Here is a 23,003-nt window from a genome sequence, read left to right on the forward strand (position 1 = left end):
AATGTGGACAGTTTCCTTTTGTCGTTGACGCGCGCCGGGCCGGGGCTAGTAAAGTTCGGAAAGATCACGGGGGACAAAGTCGGGGGACTTTCCCGGGAGTTCAGGCGCTCTGCGCGGAACGCCCCGGCCACCATCACAAGAATGCCACCCGCTCTTTTTGTGGCGTCCCACCGGATCCCTTGCGTCACCGATGTCCGCGTTCCGGGCCGAGGCCCCGGAAGAAATCGGAAATCCGGAGGTCTGATGGCCACGCACGCCATGGAAAAGGTGTATTCGGGGAACGGCACCGTACGGCTGCACCGGGCCGGGGACGTGACCGACCCCGACACCTTCCGGGAACGACGGCGCACCCGCAGACGACGCCTGGCCGAGTATCTGGCCGACGGCCGGGCGAAAACCCGCTATTTCCCGGTGCTGTCCGTACTGGCACCCGTCATGACCCAGTCCGAAGGGGAAATCACCTACCCGGGCGACCCGATGTGCCTCTACACGGCGCTGAGCCTCGCCGTGCACCGGGCGGTGGCCGACGCCGGCCCCCTGGCGGACGCCGCGCACTACACCGATCTCGCACCCGAGTGGACCCGCTTCCCGTCCAAGAAGTACCGGCTCTCCGCCGGCGACGACGGATACCGGGCCTACGGGACGGCCCCGAACACCGACCGCACCGTCTTCGACCCCAGGGTGTGGGACGACACGGCCCGCGCCCTGTGGGTACGGATGCTGCGCGAGGTCCGGCCCCGGGTCGTCCTCATCAGTGCCGTATCGCCCGCCCACCGCTATGCGCTGCAGATCGCGGAACTGGCCAAGCGTGAGGTCCCGGACACCTTCGTCATCCTCGGCGGCCGGCACGTCGACGAGACCACCACGGCCACCCCCGACGGCCAGGGGCTGCTGCTCAAGCCCAGCAGCCCGCTGGCCGTCATGCAGCAGGGCAAGGTGCCCCGGGTGGTGGACGCGGTGATCAGCGGCGAGGCCTATCACGCCGTGGACCTGCTGATGCGGGCCCTCGCGCTGGCCACCGACCTCGACCGGCGCCGGGTCGACCGGGACCAGGTGCTGCCGTGTCTGCAAGGGCTGCTCGCCGAGGAGGGGCCCGGCGCCGGCAACTCCCTCGTCGTCCTGGCCGAGGGGGACACCCTCGACGCGGTACCCCTGCGCGGCGGCGCACTCGACCTCGCCACTCTGCCCTCGCCCTACGAGGCCTTCGCCATCCGCTCGCGTTTCCCGATCTTCACCGACCCGGAATCCGGGGAGGTACTGCGCACCGCCCATTTCATGGTGTCCAACGCCTGCCCTTACCGCTGCAATTTCTGCTCCGAGTCCGCGCAGTTGAGCAACGGCCTCAAGCGGTTCAAGGACGATGCGATCGGCACGGCGGTCCAGCGGGTCTGCGAATACGTCGGCTACGGCGCCGCATCGCTCTTCTTCGACGATTCGGTCTTCTGGAGCGGCCGCTACCGCGACATCGAAAATTTCTGCGAAGAACTCAGCCGTATACGCCGTACCACGCCCACCGAAATCGACGCCCGTTACCGGCACTTCCTCCCTCACGACGACGACATCGAGCGGCTGCACGGCCTCCAATGGGGCGCACAGCTGACCGTCGACACCCTCGTCGCACTCCATTCCGCGGAGGAATCCCACAGCATCCTGCGGCAGATGAAGGAAGCCGGCTGCACCTATGTCTACATCGGCATCGAAAGCATGTCGACGCAGGTCATGACCCATATCCACAAGAACCTCCGCCGGGACGAGCGCAAACCCTGGCGGGAAAAGGTCCGGGAAGCCGCCGCGCTGGTCAAGGCGCACGGCCTGCAATTGGGCACCTCCGTCCTCTTCGGCCTGGACGGGGAAACCCGGTCGAGCATCGACGAGACCATCCACGAGGTCGGCCGGCTCATCGATGACAAGCTCATCGATCTGGCCAGCCCGAACATCCTCACCTACCACCCCGCGACACCCGTCACCCGGGCCCACGGCATGCAGGACCGGCTCGACTACCACTCCCCGCGCATCGACAACCGAAAGCCCTACATCTATTTCGAGGAAGCCTTTCCCGACGTCGTCTCCGTCCTGCTGACCGAGGACGACATCTGGCACATCCACCACGAGACCCGGCACCGCTGGGGCGGTGCCCGCAATGACGCGGCCCCGGTCCCCGTCGAGGCCGGCGCGGAATGAGGAGAACCTGATGCCCGCTTCCCTCCCTGTCTCCGGTCAGCCTCTGCAACAGCCCTCGGGCATGCCCACCCAGAGATACACCGCTTATCCCCGGGTCGACCTGCCGGACCGTTCCTGGCCGGCCGCCTCCCTCACCCGAGCCCCGCAATGGTGCGCGGTGGACCTGCGGGACGGGAACCAGGCGCTCGCCGTCCCCATGGACCTCGCCCGCAAGCGGAAACTCTTCGAACTCCAGGTCCGGATGGGATTCAAGGAGATCGAGGTCGGCTTCCCGGCGGCCAGCAAGACCGACTTCGATTTCATCCGGCTGCTCATCGAAGAGGACCTGATACCGGACGACGTCGCGATCCAGGTGATCATGCCGGCCCGCGAGGAACTCATCCACCGCACCTTCGAGTCCCTGGCCGGCGCCCGCCGCGCGATAGCCCACCTGTACAACTCCACGTCCTGTCTGCAGCGGGAGGTGGTGTTCGGGATGGACCGCGCACAGATCAAGGACCTGGCGGTGCGCAGCACCCGGCTGTGCAAAAAGCTCACCGAGGACCTGGGCAGCCCCGGCATCCGCTACGAATACACCCCGGAGTCCTTCACCGGCACCGAGCTGGACTTCGCACTGGAGATCAGCAACGCGGTCGCCGACGTATGGGACCCCGGCCCGGATCACAAAATGATCCTCAACCTCCCCGCCACCGTGGAGATGTCGACCCCGAACATCTACGCCGACCAGATCGAATGGATGCACCGCCACCTCGACCGGCGGGACTCCCTCATCCTCTCCATCCACCCCCACAACGACCGCGGCACCGCCGTCGCCGCCGCCGAACTCGCCTGCATGGCCGGCGCGGAACGCATCGAGGGCTGTCTCTTCGGCAACGGCGAACGCACCGGCAACGTCGATCTCGTCACCCTCGGACTCAACCTCTTCACCCAAGGCGTCGACCCGATGATCGACTACTCGGATCTCGCGGAGGTCGCCGCCACGGTCGAATACTGCAACCGGCTGCCGGTGCACCCCCGCCACCCGTACGGCGGAGAACTCGTCCACAGCGCCTTCTCCGGCTCCCACCAGGACGCCATCAAAAAGGGTTTCGAGGCCCTGGAACACCGGGCCGCCACCACCGGCACACCCCTCGCCCGGCTGCCCTGGGCCGTGCCGTACCTCCCGATCGACCCCAAGGACATCGGCCGCGACTACGAAGCGGTGATCCGGGTCAACTCCCAGTCCGGAAAGGCCGGTTCGGCGTACCTGCTGAAAACCGCATGCCACCTGGACCTGCCGCGCCCGCTGCAGGCGGAATTCGCCCGGATCATCCAGGAGCACACCGACGGCACCGAGGGAGAGCTGTCCGCCGACGAAGTCTGGTCGGCATTCCGCCGCACCTACCTGGAAGCCACCGGGCCGCTCGCCCTCCTCGACCACACCGCGCGGAGCTCCGACGACGGCGCCACCCGGTTCCTCACCTGCACCCTGCTGACCGGCACCGGCGACACCCTGACACTGCACGGCTCCGGCTCCGGCTCCGGCTCCGGCCCCGCGCTCGCCGACGCACTCCTCAACGGCCTCGCCACGACGGCCCACCCCGAGCCCCTCGACCCCACCGCCCTCGCACTCGGGGACCTCACCCAGCACCCCCTCCCCCCGGACGACGACCGGGCCCCGCGGTTCGCCGCCTACGCCCGCATCGACCACCACCAGCGCGCCGCCTGGGGCGCCGGGATCGCCCCCGATTCCGCCACCGCCACCCTGCAGGCCGTCCTCAGCGCGGTGAACCGCCTTTCCGCAGAAAGCGCCGGAGTCTCGTCAGCGGCCAGGTGTTGATGACGTCGTCCTTCGTGAGCCAACCGCGCTGCGCCGTGCCCACGCCGTACCGCAGATAGGGCAGATGCGTGGTGGAGTGCGCATCCGAATTCACCGCGAACTTCACGCCGTGGCGCTTGGCGCGCAGGATGTCCTCGTCGCACAGGTCGAGCCGTTCGGGATGGGCATTGATCTCCAGCGCGGTGCCCGTCCTGGCGCAGGCCGCGAAGACCGCGTCGAAATCGGCGTCGATTCCGGGGCGTTTACCGATCCGGCGCGTCGTGGGGTGACCGATCACGGCCACGTACGGATTCTCACAGGCGCGGATCAGGCGCCGGGTGAGGGCCTGCCGGCTCTGGTTGAAGTGCGAGTGGACGGAGGCGACACAGAGGTCGAAGCCCGCCAGGAATGCGTCCGGCCAGTCGACCTCACCGTCCGGGCCGATGTTGAGTTCGGTGCCGTGCAGCAGTCGCATCCCGTGGTACCGGCGGTCCAGCGCACGTACCTCCTCCCGCTGCGCGAGCATCTTCTCGTCCGTCATGCGCTGCATATAGAGGTTCGGAGCGTGGTCGGTGACGGCGTAATAGGCATAACCGCGTTCGGCGGCCGCGGCGACCATGTCGTCCAGGGACGAGAGACCGTCGGTGAGGTCGGTATGGGTGTGCAGATCGCCCCGGATGTCGCGCTCGGTGACGAGGTCGGGCAGTTCGCCCCGGAGCCCGGCCGCGACCTCACCGCGGTCCTCCCGCAGGGTCGGCGGGATCCACGGCAGCCCGAGCCGGTCGTAGATCCCCTCCTCCGTCTCCGAGGTGATCATCTCGCCGCTCTTGGCGTGGAACAGCCCGTACTCGGACAGCTTGAGCTTGTGGCGCACCGCGATCGCCCGGGTGCGGATGTTGTGCGCCTTCGACCCGGTGAAGTACTGCAGTCCCGCACCCCAGGACACCGGCGGCAGCACCCGCAGGTCCACCTGCAGCCCCTTGGTGGTGCGGATCGACGTCTTCTTCTCCCCGTGCGCGATGACCTCGGCGGTGTACGGAAGCTCGGCGAGCGCCGCCATGAACGGCGCGGACCGCTCCGCCGCGACCAGGATGTCGATGTCCCCGATCGTCTCCCTCATCCGGCGCAGCGACCCCGCGTACGTGCACCGCCTGCACCCACGGATCCCCGACAGTTCGGCGACGATCTGTTCCGCCAGCTCCATGGCGGCACCCAGCAGGATCCGGCCTTCCCCGGCCTTCTGCATCAGAGAGATGCCGTGCAGGATGTTCTCCTCGGTCTTCTCACCGAACCCCTTGAGCTCCCGCAGCCGCTCCTCATGGACGGCGTCGAGCAGTTGGTCCACAGAGGTGATGCCCAGCACCTCATAGAGGACCATCGCCTTCCGCGGCCCCAGGGTGGGGATGCTGATCAATTCCCGGACCCCGGCGGGGACCGATGCCCGAGTCTCCTCGATGGTGGCGACCCGCCCGGACCGCAGATATTCGACGATCTTCTCCGCGATCGAGGCGCCGACGTGCGGAATCTCCCGCAGCCCCGGCACATCGAGCTGGGTGACGTCGACGGGGTAGCCGCCGACGGCGCGGGCGGCCTTCTCGTAGGCACGGGCCTTGAAGGCGTCGCCACCACTGATCGCGATGAGGTCGGCGTACTCCTGCAGCAGCGCCTCGACCTCCTCGTTGGCGCGGACCATACCTCCAGGGTGCGCCCGTATCCGCCCCGCAGCACGGCCGGCCGTCACCGTCCGCGCACGACCGTCACCGACGGGCCCGCTCCGAGCGGGACGCGCCCGCACGCCCCTGAGCCGGCCGGACGCCCCTTCCCCGCCCGAGCCGTGCCGCGTAGAGGGGGCCCGACGACGCGGCGCGCCCTCCGCGCTGCCCGAGCGGGCGTTACGGTCGAACTCCTCGGCCGGTGCCGTGCCGGCCGTACGCGGTGATCGGAGGTCGAACCGGATGCTGGTGGTGGGGCGCTCGGAGGTGGCGGCGCTGCTCGACATGGACGCGCTGATCGATGCGCTGGCGTCGGCGATGACCGACCTCAGCGCCGGCCGGGCCGCCGCGCCGGACCGGGTGGCGGCGATGGTGCCGGAGCGGGCGGGCTTCGTCGCCGCAATGCCGGGCTATGTGCCCTCCGCGGGGGCGCTGACGAGCAAACTCGTCTCCGTTTTCCCGCGGAACGCCGGTACGCCGTTGCCGACCCACCAGGCGCTCATCGTCGCCTTCGACCCGGACACCGGCGAGCCCGTGGCCCTGCTGGACGGTACCGCGATCACCGCCGCGCGGACCGCCGCCTGCTCGGCGCTCTCGGCGCGGCTGCTCGCCCGTGCGGACGCGTCGGTGCTGGCCCTGCTGGGCACCGGCGCTCAAGCCCGGTCCCACGCCCGCGCGATGTGCCGGGTCCGCCCCCTCCGCCGCATCCGGGTGGCCGGCCGCAAGCCGGCCCACGCCACCGCCCTCGCCGCCGAACTCTCGGCCGAACTCGGTATCCCCGCCGAGGCGGTGGCCACCTACGCCCAGGCGCTCGACGGTGCGGACATCGCCGCGGCCACCACCCACGCCGTCGACCCCGTCGTCCGCCGCCCCTGGCTGACCCCGGGCGTCCACATCACCTCGGTCGGCTTCAACCCCGCCGGCCGCGAGATCGATGACGCCACCATCGCCGACGCCCTGGTCTGCGTCGAATCGCGGCAGGCGGCCCTGGCCCCCTTCCCCGCCGGGAGCAACGACCTGCTCCACCCGATCCGCGACGGCGTCATCACCGCGGACCATGTGCACGCCGAACTCGGCGAACTCCTCACCGGGAGCCGGCCCGGCCGCACCGCACCCGACCAGATCACGCTCTACAAGTCCGTCGGCGTAGCCGTCCAGGACGCCGCGGCGGCAGCCCTCGTCGTCGAAGCCGCCCGGGAACGCTCCGCAGGAACGCACATCGACCTGGGCTAGCACCAGGGCCACCACGGCGTCGGCCTCCACCGGGCCCTATACGCCGGTCGCCTCGTAGTCGGGGGCTGCCACCGGGGTCGTTCCGGCGGGCGGGCGCATGGCCAGGGTCAGTACGGCCAAGCCGGTGAAGATGACCGAGGCAGCCAGGCCGGTGACGTGCAGGCTGGTGGTGAAGGCCGCCCGCGCGGTGTGCAGCAGTTCGGCGGCCTGGCCGGTGGGAAGGTGCCGGCCGGCGGCGACCGCGCCGGCCAGCGAGTCGGACGTGCCGTCCATCCGGTTGCGGTAGACCACCGCGGCCACCAGGCCGAGCAGTGCGAAGCCGAGCGAACCGCCGAAGTAGTTGCCGGTCTCCGACATCGACGCCGCCGAGCCGGCACGTTCCGGCGGCACGGACCCGACGACCAGCCCGGTGCCCAGTGCGAACAGCGGGCCGGTGCCCAGTGCCAGCACGGCGATGCCGGTCATCACCAGCGGCAGGGCGCTCGCGCCGCCGGGACCGACGACGACCAGCAGCAGGCTGCCCAGCGCCGACCCCGCCAGCCCGCCGGCGATCGCGGTGGTCTGCTTCATCCGCCGGGCCAGCGCCGGCGCGGCCATGGTGCCGACCGCCACGCCCAGGCCCATCGGTGCGAACAGCAGCGCCGACGCGACCGGCGAGAAGCCCAGCACACTCTGCAGGTACTGGGTCACCAGCAGGCCCGTACCCGCCATGGCGAGCCCGGCGAAGACCAGCGCGACGAGCACGGCGGTGAACGGGCGGTTGCGCAGCAGCCGCAGGTCCAGCAGCGGCGTCTCCCGCCGCAGTTGCCGGCGTACGAACAGCCATCCGGTGGCCGCGCCGACGACGAGGGCCAGCGCCGGCACGACCGGGACACTTTCGACGGCCAGCTGCTTGATGCCGTAGATCATCAAAAGCACCGCCACGAGCGACAGCCCGACGTCGGCCAGGTCCAGCCGGCCGGCCCGGTCGCTGCGGAACTCCGGCAGCAGGACCGGCCCGGCGAGCAGCAGCACCGCCATCGCCGGCACGGCGACCAGGAACACCGATCCCCACCAGAAGTACTGGAGCAGGAACCCGGCGAGCACAGGGCCGAGCGCGCCACCGGTGAACTGGCAGGTCGCCCAGACCGCGATGGCCTGCCCGCGCCGTCGTTCGTCCCGGAACATGTTGGTGATCAGGGCAAGGGTGGACGGCGCCAGGGTCGCGCCGGCGACGCCGAGCAGCGCACGCGCGACGATGAGCATCAGCGGGCTGACCGCGAAGGCGGCCACGACCGACAGCACCGCGAACGCCGCTCCGCCGATCATCAGCAGCCGTCGGCGGCCGATCCGGTCGCCGAGCGTGCCCATCGTGATGACCAGCCCGGCCACCATGAGGCCGTAGCTGTCACTGATCCACAGCTGCTGGACGCCGGTGGCACCCAGGTCGGCGCTGAGCCGGGGGAGCGCCAGGAGCAGCGCCGTCATGTCCATCGCGACGAGCAATGTCGGCAGCATGAGGACGACCAGCCCCAGCCAGGCCCGGCGGGTTCGCGGATCCGAAAGCACGAAAGCTCCCTGTTCTCTCGACGTGTTCTCTCGACGTGTCGCCGGTTGGTCGGAGCGGCCGGGAGCTTCTTGACATCGCGGTGACGGAGGCGACGGGGAAAAAGTCATGGGAAATTTCTGGCCGGGCGAGGTGCCGGGGATGTCAAGACGACGGCGGCGACTCCGACCACCGGTCGAAGGGCCCGGCCAGGGCCCGCCGAACCACGAGAAGCACCAGGAGTACGAGATGAAGTTCCTGATCAGCCTGCACATCAACCCGGCCGTGCTGGACGCGCTGACCGACGAGGAGAAGGCGGCGATCGGTGACGGCCACGCCACGTTCATCGAGTCGCTGAAGAAGTCCGGCGAGCTGATCACCACGCAGGCGCTGGTCGACCCGTCACAGGCCGCCGTGGTGCGGGTGCGCAACGGTCAGCCGGTGGTGACCGACGGACCTTTCCTGGAGGCCAAGGAGCACCTGGGCGGCTTCTACCTGGTCGACTGCGAGAACAAGGAGCGGGCGATCGAGCTGGCCACGCAGATCCCGGACTGCGCGATCGACGGCCTGGGGGTCGAGGTGCGGCAGGTGATGTTCGCTGACGGACAATTGGAGGCATGACCGCACCACCCATGGAGGACCTGCTGCGTGAACTCACGCCGCAGGTCCTCGGCGCATTGGTACGCAGGCACGGCCAGTTCGAAGGGTGCGAGGACGCCGTACAGGAGGCCGTCCTCGCCGCCACCGTGCAGTGGCCGGCCGAGGGAATGCCGGACAACCCGCGCGGCTGGCTGATGACCGTCGCGTCCCGGCGGCTCATCGACCAGATGCGCAGCGACCACGCGCGCCGCGAGCGGGAGTCCGCGGTGGCCGCCGAGGTGGTGCCCGAGGACGTCCCGGACACCGACGACACGCTCGTCCTGCTGTTCCTGTGCTGCCATCCGTCGCTGACCGCCGCTTCCCAGACGGCCCTGACGCTGCGGGCGGTCGGCGGCCTGACCACGGCCGAGATCGCCCGGGCGTTCCTGGTGCCGGAGGCCACGATGGCGGCCAGGATCAGCCGGGCCAAGCAGCGCATCAAGGCCGCCGGCAGCTCGTTCGGCCTGCCGGACGGCGCGGAGCGCGAGGAGCGGCTACGGGTCGTCCTGCACGTCCTCTACCTGATCTTCAACGAGGGCTACACCGCTTCCTCGGGCAGCGAACTGCACCGTGCCGACCTCGCGCACGAGGCGATCCGGCTGACCAGGATGGTGCACACGCAGCTGCCGGCGGACGGCGAGGTGACCGGGCTGCTCGCGCTGATGCTGCTGACCCACGCCCGCCGGGAGGCCCGTACGACGGCGGGCGGCGACCTGGTGCCGCTGGACGAACAGGACCGTACGAAATGGGACCGTGCGCTGATCGACGAGGGCCTTGAGCTGGTCAAGTCATCGCTGGCCGGCCCGGCCCTCGGGCCCTACCAGATCCAGGCCGCCATCGCCGCCACGCACGCCGACGCGGCCACGGCCCAGGAGACCAACTGGCCGCAGGTACACGCCCTTTACCTGATCCTCGAACGCATCGCGCCCAACCCGATGGTCACCCTCAACCGGGCGATCGCGCTCGCCGAGACCGAGGGCCCGCCGGCCGGGCTGGCCCTGCTGCGCACCTTGGACGGTGACGAGCGGATGGCCGGGCACCACCGTCTGCTGTCCGTACGGGCGCACCTGCTGGAGAAGACCGGCGACCTGGCCGGGGCGTACGAGCACTACCGGCGCGCCGCGAAATCCACCGCCAGTATCGCCGAGCAACGCTACCTGCAAGCCCGGGCCGGCCGGCTGCGGCAGTAGGTGGTGCGACGCAGGACAACTCCTGAGAGTGCGCGCGGTGAGAGCACGCCGGCGGTCGGCCGTGGCATTCACAGGAAACCCACAAGTTTGCCTCCTACCTTCCCGATGCGGCTACCGTGCACGGATGCCGCCGGCGGGTGTGTCGGGAACCGGGACGGCATGGACAGTGAACTGCACACGATGCGGTGGCGCGGTGGTCCAGGGGCCGGACGGCCGATGGTGCTGCGGCAACTGCGGGGCGAGCGGATGAGCCGAGGCGCCCGACGAGATGAGAGTGGAGCCTTGCATGTGCGCGGCCAAGCGCCTCGACCGAGTCCTGGTCGTCGACGACGACGCGATGATCCTGCGGTCCCTGGGGCGCGGCCTGCGGCTGAACGGCTTCGCCGTCGCGCTCGCCGAGGACGGCCCGACCGCTCTCGTGCAACTGGCAAAGACACCGCCGGACGTGATCGTCCTCGATGTGTCCCTGCCGGGAATGAGCGGCATCGAGGTGTGCCGCACCCTGCGGGCCGACGGTGACGAGGTGCCGGTGCTGATGCTGTCCGCACTGGACGAGCTGGCGGACCGGGTGGCGGGCCTCCAGGCCGGGGCCGATGACTACCTGGTCAAACCCTTCGCCCTCAAGGAACTGGTTCTGCGGCTGCAGGCCCTGCTTCGCCGCCGCCCGCCCGCCGGCAGAGACATCGTGCAGGTCGGCGACCTGGTCCTCGACACGGCCGCACGCGAGGTGACGTACCGGGGCGTGGCGGTCGGGCTCACCCGGCGGGAGTTCGAGCTGCTGGAGGTCCTCGCCCGCAACGCGGGCGTCGTCCTCACCCGCGACCAGCTCCTGGACCGGGTGTGGGGCTACGACTTCGAGGTACGCACCGACGCCGTCGACACGTTCGTGAGCTATCTCCGGCGCAAGACGGAGGCCGGCGGCCGACCGCGCCTCGTCCACACGGTCCGCGGGGTCGGCTTCGTCCTGCGGCCCTCCGCAACGGACCCCGTGCGATGAGGCTCACCACCCGGATCGCCCTCGTCATGGGCCTCGCCATGCCCCTGCTGGTGCTGGGCTCGGGCGCGCTGCTGCTGCGCCTGGTCACCCGCGATGTGCACGCCGAGCAGGACGCCCACCTGCGGGAACGGGCCGCGGTGCTGCTGCCGATGGCCAGGGGCCTGCTGCGGACCGAGGAGAGCGGACAGCCGCGGAAGGCGGCGAACCGGGAGCGGCAGCTGCTCGACGCGGGCCTCGACGTCGGGGTGCGTCTCCTGGCGGCCGGCGGCGGGTCGGCGACGGACGGGAGCGGCGGCGGCAATCCGGCCGCCCCCGGTCGGAACCTGACCACGGACGGTGGCCCGCAGGGGTACCGGGTGGTGGCCGCGGCGGGTCCACAACCGGCCGCCAGCGTGTCGTTGCCGGTCGCCGCGACCGACCCGGTGACCGTACGGTTCCGCGGCCACGCCTGGCGGGCGCTGTCGGTGGAGGTGGGCGGCCCGAACGCCCGAAAGGGCCCGCGCGGCACGCTGTGGGTGTTCTCTCGCGGATCGGCCGGGAAGGCCGAGGTCACCGCCGTACAGAACCGCATTCTGGTGGTGGCGCTGATCGCCGCCCCCCTGGCCGGGCTGCTCTCCTGGGCCATTGCCGAACGTGCCACCCGCCCGCTGCGCCGCCTGCAGCGCCGGGCCGGCGGCCTCGACCCCGGCACCAGCGCGGCACGCCTGGACCACGCCCCGTCGCGGATCACCGAGGTGGACGACCTGGCCCGCACCCTGCAGACCGTGCTGTCCCGGTACGACGAGCAGGCGGCGCGGACCCAGGAGGCACTGGCGACCGCACGGGCCTTCTCCGCGACCGCGTCCCATGAACTGCGCACCCCGCTGATGGGCATGCAGACCAATCTGGACGTCCTCACCGACCACCCCGACCTCGATCCGGCCGACCGCGCCGATGTCCTGGACGACCTGCGCTCCGGACAGCAGCGGCTGATGGCCACGCTGATCGCGCTGAGAGCGCTGGCCCAGGGCGACTTGGTGGAGGCCGACGCCTTCGGTGTCGTGGACCTCTCCGAGCTGGTTGCGGCGGCGGTGGCCGATGTGAAACGGCACCACCCCGGCGTCCGGCTGACCCTCCGGATCACGCCCGGCCTGATGCTGAACGCCTGGGAGCCGGGGCTGCGGATGGCGGTCGACAACCTGCTCCGCAACGCGGTGGTGCACGGGAGCCGGGCGGGACTGCCGGCGCGGATCGAGGTGGCGCTCCGGCCGGGCGGCCGGCCGACGGACCCGGTGGCCGTGCTCACCGTGGACGACGACGGTCCGGGCATCGCACCCGAGGAGCGTCAGCAGGTCTTCCAACGGTTCCACCGACGCGCCGGCAGCCCCGGGTCGGGGCTGGGACTGACCCTGGTGGCCCAGCAGGTCGCCCTGCACCGCGGCACCGTGCGGATCCTGGACCGGCCGACGGGGACCGGCGTCCGCTTCGAGGTCCACCTGCCCCGGCCCGCCGACCCGGCGGCCGACACCCACACCTTGGAACTGCCGCTGCGCCGCGCCTGGTTGAGCGAGGTCCCGGGGGAGGGCCCGCACGAGCTGCCGACCAGCTCCTGACCGACCCCGTCACCTCGTACGGGGCGGGGACTCCTTGACCACCCGCGCGGTGGCCCGGCCCGCCCCCGCGGAGCACCTCACCGAGCGGAACCGGCCGCCGACCTCCGCGACCCAGAAGGCGTCCGCCACCGTGAGCGCCTGGACGCTCCGGCTGCGCCGCCACCCCCGGAAGCACGTCTCGACGACGTCGGCACCGGGTGGCAGCTGCCCCCACGCCAGCGTCCAGTCCCTCCCCGCCCGGCCGCCGTACCGGCCACCCCGGAGCGGGGAGACACAGAGCGTGCTCACGACGGACACATCGATCAGCCCGGCCCCGCTGTGCACCTCCAGCGCCGGACGGCCCTCAGATCCCCGCCCGACGCGCAGCAGCCAGCCGCTCAGGGGCAGCCGCACGTCACGCGGCCCGAGGGTGGTGAGGACCGTGGAGCCTGAAGGGAAGGGCTCGTCCGACACGAGGAATCCACTGCCGTCCACTGTCTCTCCCAGGTTCGAGGCTCGGTGCACATGACCGTCGCCGACACCTACGTACACCGTCGCTGATGCTCAACTGCCCCCGACCATAAGGACGATCCTTGTGGATTCCCTGTGCCCGCAACGCCCCCGTACGGACGCGGCACGCACCCCGTAACGGCTCACAAGGTCCCCACAAAGAACGCCCCTACGTTCTGCACCACGGACCGCCCGCCCGCTCCTGCGAGGCCCCTGCGGCCGCCTTCATCCATCCCCAGACATCCCAGGCACCCCCAGACATTCCCAGAACCCATTCCTTCCTGAAGGGAGCACCACCATGCAGCGTCCCAAGATCGTCCTGGCAGGAGCCCTGTCCACGCTCGCGCTCACCGGTTGCCTGCTGAGCGGGGCAGCGTCGGCGGACGCGGCGGACTCCGGCAGCCCGTCGTCCGCCGAGCACTCCGCAACCGCCCCGCACAAGGGCAAGGGCAAGGGCCACGGCAAGGGCATCTGCCACCGAGTGCCCAAGTTGGAGAAGCGCATCGACAAGGCTCTCGACCGGCTCAACGGCGATGCCCACACCCGTGGTTCGATCGCGCGCCTGGAACAGCGGGTGAAGAACGCCCGCGCCAAGCACCGCGACGCGGTCGCCACCTTCCTCCAGGACCGGCTCACCCACCGCAAGGAGCTCAAGCCCACGCTCACTCGCGAGCGCACCGACCTCAAGGCCGTCGCGGCCTGGTGTGCGACGAAGGACGGTGACAAGAAGGGCACCGCCTCGTGAGGCAACGCTCCCGGCGTGCCGCGCTGCCGCTGACCGCGGCGCTCGCGGTACCGGCCGATGCCGACGCGGCCGAGGACCCGCGGTGAGGGTCCGGTAGGGGGAAGCAGCGGTCGGGTCCTTCCCGGGACGGCGGGTCAACCAGGCGTCCCACCCCCGACCACGTGCGCACGCGACGGATCCACGCAGCCGTAGGCCGCGTGGATCCGTCAGCCGATCGGTCGCGTCAGTCCAGATCGTCCGAGTAGTCGGTGGTGACGCAGCCGTCCACCTCACCGTCGTCGGTGGTCTTGCCCTCGGGCGCGTGGAAGCCGGGGGCGCAGTTGAGGAATACCAGCCCGGCATCGAGCAGCTTCCGCCGTTGGTCGTCGCTGCCCGGGTCGACGGCGAAGTCGTCCCCGATCATCAGGTCGTCCTGCTCGGACTTGTCTTTTTTGACGGCGGTCTGGAACGCCTCCATGTCCTCGATGGTCAGGAAGTCGGCGTCACCACCGCCGACCGCCGGGTCGTCACACTCGCCACCGCCGTTGATGCCCTTCATGCCCATGGCCTCGACCTGTGCCACCTCCGGGGGCGTGGCGATGTCGACCTTCTCGCAGTGGAGCGTCGTGTTGAGCAGTTCCCCGGCCCCCTGCGGCGACCCGCCGGAGGGCAGGCTGCTGCAAGCGGAAACCGATGCCAGGGCGACGACGGCGCCGGCCGTGGCAAGTATTCGATGGAAACGCATGAATCCCTTTGCAGTGGTGGCTTCGAGACGAGCACCGAACGGCTGTGACGGTGCATCGGCTGCCGAAAAGGCGAAGCGAGCCATCTGCACTCCCCCGTTCCCCCGCTCTGATCATTTGACCGGAACATGGTAAACCCGGCCTGCGCCAACTGCGTCGCGTCAGCCGCACGAGCGGAACTCAGCCCGTCGGATCGGGTGGGCAAGGGCCGCCGCTGCCCTTTTGGTCCGCCGCTTACGGCCGTTGGACGCTCAGGATGACCGCCGTTCCGGCGACGGTCCGGTCTTCGTGCATGGTGATCACTTGGCCGGGCTGCAGGTGGTGCCACTGTGCCGGGTCGAGTGGGGCCAGACGCACCGTGGCCCGTCCGCCGGGCTCCAGGTGAGGCGCGAACTCCACCCAGAGACCGGCGATGTTGAGTGCCGGTTCGCCGGTCGGGGCTCGATTCCCGATGTTCCACATCGGCCGGAGGACGCCGGCTCCCGAGAAGGGTTTCTGACGGCGTGCCACGTCGGCCGGTACGAGGGTGAGGTCGGCCCGGACGATGCCGTGCCGCGTTTCGTAGCAGCGCCAGTGACACCAGGCCGCGCTTCGCTCCAGGCGCATCTGCTCGGCGGCGGTGGCGAGCGTCTGCCAGAACGCGAGCGGAAGCGGATGCACATGGCCGAGTTCTTCCAGCAGATCGAGCGCCACTTCCCACTCATCGTGGGTGAGGTAGTCCCAGACATCGTTCACCGTGATGTCGTTCTCGGTGGCGATCCGCTCGGGGACCAGCAGGGAGGCGGCTTCCAGCAGCTCGGGGACATCCATGCCCCGATTCTGGGCGATGGTCCCGCCCCGCAGGCTCGCAGGCCCCTCCCGGCCGGGATCAGGGCATGATCCCGGCCTATTTCCTGTCCGAGCCGTGCTACTTCGCGGCCGATCCGGCGGGGACCGGGAGGGGGCCGGCCGCGCAGGTCGTGTCGTGCTTCGGTGCCTTGCCGGTCAGCAGGTAGGTGTTGACGATGCCGTCCACGCACGCGTTGCCGTTGCGGTACTGACCGTGGTCCCCGCCGCCGGTGACGGTGACCAGGCGGGAGCCGCGCAGGGCCCGGTGGTCCCGGAGGGCGGCCTCGTAGTAGGTCGCGGGGTCGTGCACCGAGTTGAGCATCAGGGTCGCCGGCAGTCCGGCCCCGGTGACCTTCACCTTCGGCGCGGTCGCCGTGGGCCAGTACGCGCACACCGTCGAGAAGGCCAACTCCCGGGCGCCCGCGAGCGGTTGAGCCTTCGTATCCTTCGCGCTCCGCCGGACCCAGTGGCCGACATCGCGGTTCCAGGCGGTGTCGTTGCAGGTGACGGAGAAGTACTCGGCCAGGAATTCCGGGCTGAGATACGAGCCGAAGACCTTTTCCATGAGCTGCCGCTCAGGAGCCCCCGCGCCGTCCCCGTGGTCGAGCGCGACGAGCGCCGACGCCAGTGCAGGGAACCCTTCCTTGGCGTTGTAGACGGCTTGGATCGTGCCGTTGTCCAGCTGGTTCGGGCCGATGACAACCTGGCCGACGGTTACCGGGTGCTCCGCCAGCGCCTGCCGGCGCGCCTCCCACCTGGCCTTGGCCTGCTCGGCCGTCCGCCCGTAGTGGTAGACGGCGTCGTACTTCGCCAGCCAGGGCAGGAAGTCCTGCTCGAACCGGCGCTGGAAGCTCTTCGGCTGTCCCGTCTCGAACTCCTCCCAGGAGCCCGACCAGCCGACGTTGCTGTCCAGCACGGTCCGCTCGATGCGCCGCGGGTACAGCGTCGCGTAGTAGGCGCCGAGCATCGTGGCGTAGGAGGGCCCGTAGTAGGAGATCTTCCGTGCGCCGAGCAGTGAGCGGAACAGGTCCATGTCACGGGCCGTCTGCTCGGTGGTCAGGTACGGCAGTAGCCCGCCGCTGCGTGTCCGGCAGTCCTGCGCCAGCTTGCGCGACCGCGCCAGCACGCCCTGGACGGCGGCGGGTGAGCGGTCCCGGAAGTCGTGCGCGAAGAACTCCCGGAACTCCGCGTCCGTCTGGCACACCGGGCGGGTGCTGCGACCGACGCCGCGCTGGTCGAAACTGACCACGTCGTACGCGGCGCCCACCGCGGGCTCGTCCTTGGCGAGGCCCTCCGGTCGGTTCAGCCCCGAGGCACCCGGCCCGCCCGCCGCCATCATCAGCACCCCGCGCCGCCCGGCGGGATTGCTCGCCCGGTGCCGGGAAACCGCCACGGTGAGGTCCACACCGGCATCCGGACGGTGCCAGTCACGCGGCACCGTCATCCGCGCGCACTCCAGCGACGAAGCGCCTTCACAGGGCTGCCAGTCCAGCCGCTGCTGCGCGTACCGGGCGGGCACCCGCGTTCCCGCCCCGGTGGCCTGCGCCCCGCCCGCCGGCAGCACCGTCGCGGCCACGACCGCCGCGGCCACGCCCGCCAGCGCGGACGCGCCCCACCACCGCGTACGCGGCACCCTCCCCGAAACCCACGACCCTGCCATCGAACCCTCCCGGACGTGTCCTTCATCTACCGGGACCGATCCTTCCGCCGGGCGCACGACCGCTCGATCCCCTCAGCATCCGTCTTGGGGGTGGCACTGGTGCCACCCCCAAGCAGAGAAGACCCAGGAAGGCGGGGTGGCCTAGTCCGCGGTGAGCGCTCGCGCGGCTTCCACCAGCGTCTTTCCTCCGTCCCGGCCGGTCATCACGAGACGTGGCAGCCAGGGCCCCGTGCGGTTGTAGGCATGGGTGACGATCGGTTCGCCGGTCTCCTGCTGGGTGCCGTCGCCGAAGTACCAGTGGTAGCGGTAGCCGGCGGCGGGCGGGTTTGCGTGCACGGTTGCCGACAGGCGCACCTCGGTCCCGACCTGGGCGTGTGCGGGGAGGTCCAGCTGCGCTCGGGGGCCCTGCCGGGGGAGGCGGAACCACTCGCGAACACGGGGGTTGAGGAGGAAGGCATCGGCGTACTGCCGGGCGCCCTCGATGTCGGGGTGGCCGACGGCCGCGCTCAGGCACTGCAGAGGAGTCGCGCTCAGCTCGGGGCAGGCTCGGGTGCGCAGCGGGAACGCCGGGTCGGTCACCGGAGTGTTCCAGACCTTGGAGTCCCGGGTGAGGAGGGCGTTGTCCACGGTGAACAGCCCGTCGGCCGCAACCGCGTACGGACCGTCGCTGGACGCCTTGTTGGCGGCGGCCGCTGCCTGGTGGTAGGCGGCATTGGCCAGTTGGGTGTACTGCTCATAGCGCTCGGCCACCCTGCCGAGGGAGGCCTTGCAGGAGGCCAGCCGGGCCCCGCCCACTCCCGGGACCGAACAGGTCTTCACCGGGATCGGAGAACTGCTGCGACTCAGCGCGTAGTAGAAGTCGGCCACGATCACCTTCGGCCGGCCCGGCAGGGAATGGGCCTTCTCGATCGCCGCCCGCATCCCGCGTCCGCCGTATCCGACCTTCGCGCCGCTGAAGTAGGGCACGTCCTTGGCCGGGTTCTCCGCTGCCGCACCGATGCCGGAGCACTCGCGCTTCACTGCCTCGGGCACGCTTTCCGAGCCGGGAGTGATGCCGACGCCGATGCCGAAGAAGGGATCGAGGTCATTGATGCACCCGTTGATCACGACCACATCGAGACCGTAGCCGCCCGACCGCGCCTGCGCTCCCGCCCTTTCCAACTGGCAGAAGACATCCGGCATTTGCTGGGTGACCTCGCCGAACTCCATTTCCCCGTCACCGTCCGGGTCCTGCTTCTCCGTCGTGCGCAGACAGGCCGCGTCATTGTTGCCTGCGGGCAGATCGGGCGCGTCAAGCACCGCGCCGGAGATCGAATAGTCGTTGAGCCGGAAGCCCCGGCCGGTCTCACGGCCGAGCAACTGCCCGGTCAGATAAGGGAACTTCTGGTCGTGGTCCAGACCCTGACCCCAGACCACCGAGTCACCGACGGACGCCACCCGCACCGGGTGGCACCCGCGGCGGAGCGTGTCCCGCCAGACCTTTCCGTAGCGGCCGGGCGCCCGGCCGTCGGGCGTACCGGCGATGCGGGCGTCGACCTGGAGGGCGGTCTCGGTCGGGGGGACCCGGTCGAAGGGGATGCTGAACTCCGCCGTGCCGACACGGGCGGTCATGTCGAGGCGTCCGCCCGCCAGTTGCTCCGCACCGGCGCGTACCCGCCACTCCACGGTGGCTCCGGCCTTCGCCGCGGCGGGGTCGTAGACCTCCACCCGGCCGCGCACGGGTCCACTGCACACCGGATTCGGCGTCAGGTCCACATCGAGGACGAGGGGGAACGCCGATCCCGGCAAGGCCCTGGTCTGCGCCGCGGCGGGGAGTCCGCCGAGCAGCTGGCCCATCAGCAGGGCGGCCGCGCCGACCGCCCCGAAACGCCTCGCCGCCGCCGGGCGACGGGTCGCGCCCGACCCGCTCGGCACGGAGCTTGCGCCTGTGCCGGCCCCCCACCGCCTCCGTGCAACCCGCCGCCGCGACCACACCAGTCTCACGCCAACACCCCTGTCCTTACGGTCATTTCGGTCCGTGCGGAACCCATTGCATTCCGCATCGGTAGGGATCATGACAGTTGGGAGATCGGTGTGGACCGCACGCAGCGTCCCATACAGAGTGAAACTGATCACTTACTTGCAGTTACGCACGGAGGGTGAGGGGTGAGAGCACCCTCCCTAACCGATGTCGGGATCGGACCGCACGTCGATCCGGTCGCCCCGCCGTTCCATTTCCAGCACGACGAGCTCGTTGCGGCCCTTCCGCCACAGGTGGCCGGGCGCGTACAGGGTGACCTGCGGCCCGAGGGACCAATAGCGGCCGAGCGCGAAGCCATTGAGCCAGACCATGCCCTTGTCCCAGCCCGGGAAGGCGAGGAAGCCGTCCGCGGGGGCGCTGACGTGGACCCGGGCCCGGTGGAAGGCGGGGCCGGTCGGGGTGTCTTCGGTGCGGAATCTCAGAGCCGAAAGGTTGTCGAGGGGGAGTCGGCGGATCTCCCAGTCGTGCAGTTCTTCGTCGTCGAGGAAGACCTTGCCGCTGATTCCCTTGGGGTCGTTGAGGCCTTGGCCGAAGTTGACCCGCCCGGTGGGGTCCACCAGGAGGTCGAGGGTGCCGGACGGGCCGGCCACGGTGAAGTCGACGGTGTGGAGCGGCTGGTTGCGGTCGAAGGTGCCGATCCGCTTGCCGTCGCCGAACACCAGCGCACGGTCGCCCAGTCCCGTGATCCGCAGGCGCTTGGTCCCCTGCGGACCGCGCACCCGCGTGCGGTAGTGGATCAGTCCGTACGGCTGTCCGAGGGCCTCCATATGGACGGGGGCGGTGCGCCGCACCGGAGTGCTGCTCAGCGCGTCGACGACGTCCATCAGCGGCACCGACTCGCGTACGGCGACCCGCTGGGCCGGCATCCGGCGCGGCGTGGCCGGCAGGGGCGTGTTCGGCAGGGTGGTGTATTTGGCGAGTACGTCGCGCACCGCGTGGAACTTCTCCGTGAGTTCGCCGGATTCGCTGATCGGGGCGTCGTAGTCGTAGCTGGTGACGGTGGGCTGATAGGCGCTGCCGCTCAGATTGGCACCCGCGTACCAGCCGAAGTTCGTGCCGCCCACCGCCATATAGAAGTTGATCGACGCTCCTGCTTTGAGGATCTTTTCCACGTCGGCGGCGGTCCGCGCGGGGTCGGAGGTGTGGTGCCGCTCTCCCCAGTGGTCGAACCAGCCGTCCCAGAACTCCGTGCAGAAGAGGGGCTTGTCCGGCTGGAATCTGCGCAGTTCCGCGAAGGGACCGGTGGGGTCACCGGCGAAGTTGACGGTGGACAGGAGGTCGGGGAGGCTGCCCGCCTCCAGCGCTTTCTGCGTGGCGCCGTTGGAGCAGAACAACAGGCTGTCGATGCCCTGCGCCCGCATGGTGTCCCGCAGGTGTTCCAGGTGGGCGTGGTCGTCGCCGTAGCTGCCGTACTCGTTCTCGACCTGCATGGCGATGATCGGCCCGCCGCGCGTGGCCTGCAGATCGACGAACCGGGGAAGCAGTTCGGCGAACCACGTGGCGACCGCTTGCTCGTATGCGGGGTCGGAACGGCGCAGCGGCGCGTCCTTGTCCTTGAGGAGCCAGGCGGGCAGCCCGCCGAAGTCCCATTCCGCGCAGATGTACGGTCCCGGTCGCACGATCACCTTCAGCCCCACCTCGTCGGCGGTGCGGACGAACGCGGCGACATCGCGCCACCCGGTGAAGTCGGCTTTCTTCTCGTACGGTTGGTGGAAATTCCACGCGACGTAGGTCTCCACGGTGTTCAGGCCCATGGCCCGCAGGCGGATCAACCGGTCGCGCCAGTCCTTGGGATGCGTCCTGAAGTAGTGGAAGGCGCCCGAAAGGATGCGGAACGGTTTGCCGTCCAGCAGGAATTCGTTGCCGCGGATGGTCAGTCCCCGGGGGCTTTCGGCCTGTGCGAGGGTCGTGCGGCTGCTGCCCAGGGCGACCCCCAGGGACGCCGCCCCCACCATGGCTGAGCTCAGAAACCTACGTCGGCTGAACTGCGTCATGTCTGCTCTCCTCGACTCGACCGGTCGTCGCCCAAGACTCGAACATGTTCAGGAGTGCGCGTTTCTGTGTGTTGAGAGTGTTGTATAGAACAGAAACAAGCACAAGGGTTCGTGGCTGCGCCCGGTGAAGCGGGATCTGAGGCGGTCAGTCGAAGTCCGTTGCGGGCTCGGTGGCATAACGGCTCATCGCCTGGACGTTTGCCTGGGGGGTCAGTGCCCGGCCGCCGGCAAGCATGTCCTGCAGGTCCCGGAAGTACTGCACGTAGAGGTCCGGCGTGAAAGTGCTGAGCATGACGGCCGGTTGGTCGGTCACGTTGGCGAACGTGTGCGGGGCTCCGGGAGGGACCATCACAAGCGTGCCCCCGGTCGCGTCATGGTCCTCGTCCCCGACCGTGAACCGCACCGTGCCGGAGATGATGTAGAAGCCCTCGTCGTGCTGGGCGTGACGGTGCTGCGGTGGTCCGGGCGTGTGCGGCGCGAGGACGGACTCGGCCATCCCGAGACGGTGACCGGTGTTGCTGCCGTCCTCGAGGACGCGCATGCGCGTGGTGCCCAGGAAGATCGTCTCCCCGTCGCCCGGGCCGACCACCGATACCGCGGGTTCGGCGATCGGCTCGCCGGCCTTCGTTTCCTCAGTCATGCTTCGATCTCACCGCCAGGGCAAGGCGACTGTCCAAGACCCCTTCGGTGAGCTCGATACCGTACGGGTATCGTCGCGCCATGGAGCTACGCACGCTGCGCTATTTCGTGGCTGTCGCCGAGGAACTCCACTTCGGCCGGGCCGCCGCCCGGCTGCACATGAGCCAGCCGCCCCTGAGCCGGGCGATCAAGCAGCTGGAAACCGAAGCCGGCGCCCCGCTGTTCGACCGATCGTCCGCCGGTGTCACGCTCACCCCGGTGGGAGCGGTGCTGCTCGATGAGGCGCGTGCCCTGCTCGGCCGGGCCGACCGCTTGCGCGTGCGCGTGGCCGCGGCGGCCGGCACCGCCACCCTCACCGTCGGCATCCTGGGTGGCAGCAGCGACCCGGAAGCGATGGGGGCGGTAATCGCCGTCGGGTCACGGCGATCGGTCATGGGCGCGCCTCTGCCGCGCCACCGGCGTGCGGACGGCTGCGCAGGAGGTACGACACCGCCACCACGACCCACGCCGCGATCCCGACGCTGCTTGTGACCGCCTCGTAAACCGGGCCCCAACCAAGGTGCGCCAGGTCGAAGTCGGTGCGCTGGATGGTGATCACCCCTCCCAGCGACTGCAGCACCGCGGTAGGTGCCAGGGCGCACAGCAGCGCCCAGCGCGGGATGCGCGCTCCCCAGCGCGCGAGGGTCGCCCATGCCACCAACACCGCGAGGAGACCGAGCGAAGCGTTGCCCGCCTGGGCCAATCCAGGGTGGGCGAACTGCGCCTGCACCTGGGCGGGTGCGGGGTGGCCGGGCATACCGACCTCCCCGCGCGCCGCCATGTACACCTTCTGCCCCACGTACACCAGCGAACCGGCCACCGTCAGCCACACCGCGACCCGGACGCGGGGCCCAGCGGGCGCCGGCCGGGCCGGCCGGAGCAGTATGCGGCGGGCCACGGCGATGCGGGCGATCGCGTCAACTCTCATGGACCCGATGCTGGCCCGGCACCCGCACCGCCCGCTTCATGCCCTGGAGCCACCCACTCCGCCGAGCGGGCG

At 70.3% G+C, this 23,003-nt stretch carries 18 protein-coding genes and 1 pseudogene; 9 read left to right on the forward strand and 10 right to left on the reverse strand.

The window, feature by feature from the left end; genetic code table 11:
• Positions 1-243: 243 nt before the first annotated feature.
• Together IG62_RS0100745 and leuA are read left to right on the forward strand one after the other, a co-directional pair.
• Positions 244-2,181, forward strand: a complete 1,938-nt coding sequence (locus tag IG62_RS0100745; protein ID WP_199812381.1) for a B12-binding domain-containing radical SAM protein — start codon at positions 244-246, stop codon at positions 2,179-2,181.
• Entirely contained in the window at positions 2,141-4,000 is a 1,860-nt protein-coding gene (gene leuA, locus IG62_RS0100750; RefSeq protein ID WP_199812382.1) for a 2-isopropylmalate synthase, read from the forward strand. Before IG62_RS0100745 ends, leuA begins: the two co-directional genes overlap by 41 nt.
• Here leuA and polX read toward each other — a convergent pair.
• Positions 3,939-5,672: a DNA polymerase/3'-5' exonuclease PolX gene (gene polX / locus IG62_RS0100755; protein ID WP_030796214.1), complete on the reverse strand. Its 1,734-nt coding sequence runs from the start codon at positions 5,670-5,672 to the stop codon at positions 3,939-3,941. The two genes, leuA and polX, sit on opposite strands and share 62 nt — an antisense overlap.
• Positions 5,673-5,934: 262 nt before the next feature.
• On the opposite strand from polX, the gene IG62_RS0100760 reads away from it, so the two are divergent.
• A complete protein-coding gene (locus IG62_RS0100760; protein WP_030796216.1) occupies positions 5,935-6,924 on the forward strand; it encodes an ornithine cyclodeaminase family protein in 990 nt (329 codons plus the stop codon).
• Positions 6,925-6,960: 36 nt separating this feature from the next.
• On the opposite strand, the gene IG62_RS0100765 is transcribed toward IG62_RS0100760, so the two are convergent.
• A complete protein-coding gene (locus IG62_RS0100765) occupies positions 6,961-8,421 on the reverse strand; it encodes an MFS transporter (RefSeq protein WP_051797449.1) in 1,461 nt (486 codons plus the stop codon).
• 190 nt (positions 8,422-8,611) lie between these two features.
• On the opposite strand from IG62_RS0100765, the gene IG62_RS0100770 reads away from it, so the two are divergent.
• The 4 genes from IG62_RS0100770 to IG62_RS0100785 all read left to right on the forward strand — a co-directional run bounded on the left by IG62_RS0100770 (position 8,612) and on the right by IG62_RS0100785 (position 12,867).
• The gene (locus tag IG62_RS0100770) at positions 8,612-9,070 is read left to right on the forward strand and encodes a YciI family protein (protein ID WP_234326118.1); all 459 of its coding nucleotides are present in this window, start codon (positions 8,612-8,614) and stop codon (positions 9,068-9,070) included.
• On the forward strand, positions 9,067-10,278 hold the full coding sequence (locus tag IG62_RS0100775) for an RNA polymerase sigma factor (RefSeq protein WP_030796222.1): 1,212 nt from the start codon (positions 9,067-9,069) through the stop codon (positions 10,276-10,278). The genes IG62_RS0100770 and IG62_RS0100775 overlap by 4 nt, the downstream gene beginning before the upstream one ends.
• Positions 10,279-10,564: 286 nt before the next feature.
• Positions 10,565-11,275 (forward strand): response regulator transcription factor, encoded by a 711-nt coding sequence (locus IG62_RS0100780; protein WP_030796225.1) that lies wholly within the window; start codon positions 10,565-10,567, stop codon positions 11,273-11,275.
• Positions 11,272-12,867, forward strand: coding sequence for a sensor histidine kinase (locus IG62_RS0100785; RefSeq protein WP_030796227.1), 1,596 nt, complete (start codon positions 11,272-11,274; stop codon positions 12,865-12,867). The genes IG62_RS0100780 and IG62_RS0100785 overlap by 4 nt, the downstream gene beginning before the upstream one ends.
• Before the next feature lie 9 nt (positions 12,868-12,876).
• Here the strand turns inward: IG62_RS0100785 and IG62_RS0100790 are convergent, their stop codons facing one another.
• Positions 12,877-13,320 carry a hypothetical protein gene (locus tag IG62_RS0100790; RefSeq protein ID WP_158794936.1) on the reverse strand — a complete coding sequence of 148 codons (444 nt, stop codon included), beginning with the start codon at positions 13,318-13,320 and terminating at the stop codon, positions 12,877-12,879.
• Between the two features lie 334 nt (positions 13,321-13,654).
• Here IG62_RS0100790 and IG62_RS0100795 point away from each other — a divergent pair, with 334 nt between their 5' ends.
• Positions 13,655-14,101 (forward strand): hypothetical protein, encoded by a 447-nt coding sequence (locus tag IG62_RS0100795; protein ID WP_030796231.1) that lies wholly within the window; start codon positions 13,655-13,657, stop codon positions 14,099-14,101.
• Between the two features lie 223 nt (positions 14,102-14,324).
• Here the strand turns inward: IG62_RS0100795 and IG62_RS0100805 are convergent, their stop codons facing one another.
• The 6 genes from IG62_RS0100805 to IG62_RS0100830 all read right to left on the reverse strand — a co-directional run bounded on the left by IG62_RS0100805 (position 14,325) and on the right by IG62_RS0100830 (position 21,965).
• Positions 14,325-14,825, reverse strand: a complete 501-nt coding sequence (locus IG62_RS0100805) for a hypothetical protein (protein WP_030796233.1) — start codon at positions 14,823-14,825, stop codon at positions 14,325-14,327.
• Positions 14,826-15,057: 232 nt separating this feature from the next.
• Complete coding sequence (locus IG62_RS0100810; RefSeq protein WP_030796235.1) at positions 15,058-15,633, reverse strand: hypothetical protein; 576 nt, start codon at positions 15,631-15,633, stop codon at positions 15,058-15,060.
• A 97-nt stretch (positions 15,634-15,730) separates the two neighbouring features.
• Positions 15,731-17,311 (reverse strand): alpha/beta hydrolase, encoded by a 1,581-nt coding sequence (locus IG62_RS0100815; RefSeq protein ID WP_030796237.1) that lies wholly within the window; start codon positions 17,309-17,311, stop codon positions 15,731-15,733.
• A gap of 141 nt (positions 17,312-17,452) precedes the next feature.
• Positions 17,453-19,225, reverse strand: a complete 1,773-nt coding sequence (locus tag IG62_RS0100820; protein WP_030796239.1) for a PKD domain-containing protein — start codon at positions 19,223-19,225, stop codon at positions 17,453-17,455.
• 246 nt (positions 19,226-19,471) lie between these two features.
• The gene (locus IG62_RS0100825; RefSeq protein ID WP_030796241.1) at positions 19,472-21,325 is read right to left on the reverse strand and encodes a glycoside hydrolase family 35 protein; all 1,854 of its coding nucleotides are present in this window, start codon (positions 21,323-21,325) and stop codon (positions 19,472-19,474) included.
• A gap of 145 nt (positions 21,326-21,470) precedes the next feature.
• Positions 21,471-21,965 carry a cupin domain-containing protein gene (locus IG62_RS0100830; protein WP_030796244.1) on the reverse strand — a complete coding sequence of 165 codons (495 nt, stop codon included), beginning with the start codon at positions 21,963-21,965 and terminating at the stop codon, positions 21,471-21,473.
• Positions 21,966-22,045: 80 nt separating this feature from the next.
• Here IG62_RS0100830 and IG62_RS49990 point away from each other — a divergent pair.
• Positions 22,046-22,181: pseudogene (locus IG62_RS49990) on the forward strand (LysR family transcriptional regulator); the annotation flags it as partial.
• A gap of 213 nt (positions 22,182-22,394) precedes the next feature.
• On the opposite strand, the gene IG62_RS46945 reads toward IG62_RS49990, so the two are convergent.
• Positions 22,395-22,931 carry a hypothetical protein gene (locus IG62_RS46945; RefSeq protein WP_030796246.1) on the reverse strand — a complete coding sequence of 179 codons (537 nt, stop codon included), beginning with the start codon at positions 22,929-22,931 and terminating at the stop codon, positions 22,395-22,397.
• Between the last annotated feature and the right edge of the window lie 72 nt (positions 22,932-23,003).

This window comes from Streptomyces sp. NRRL S-337 (assembly GCF_000720175.1).
Lineage (GTDB): Bacteria > Actinomycetota > Actinomycetes > Streptomycetales > Streptomycetaceae > Streptomyces > Streptomyces siderophoricus.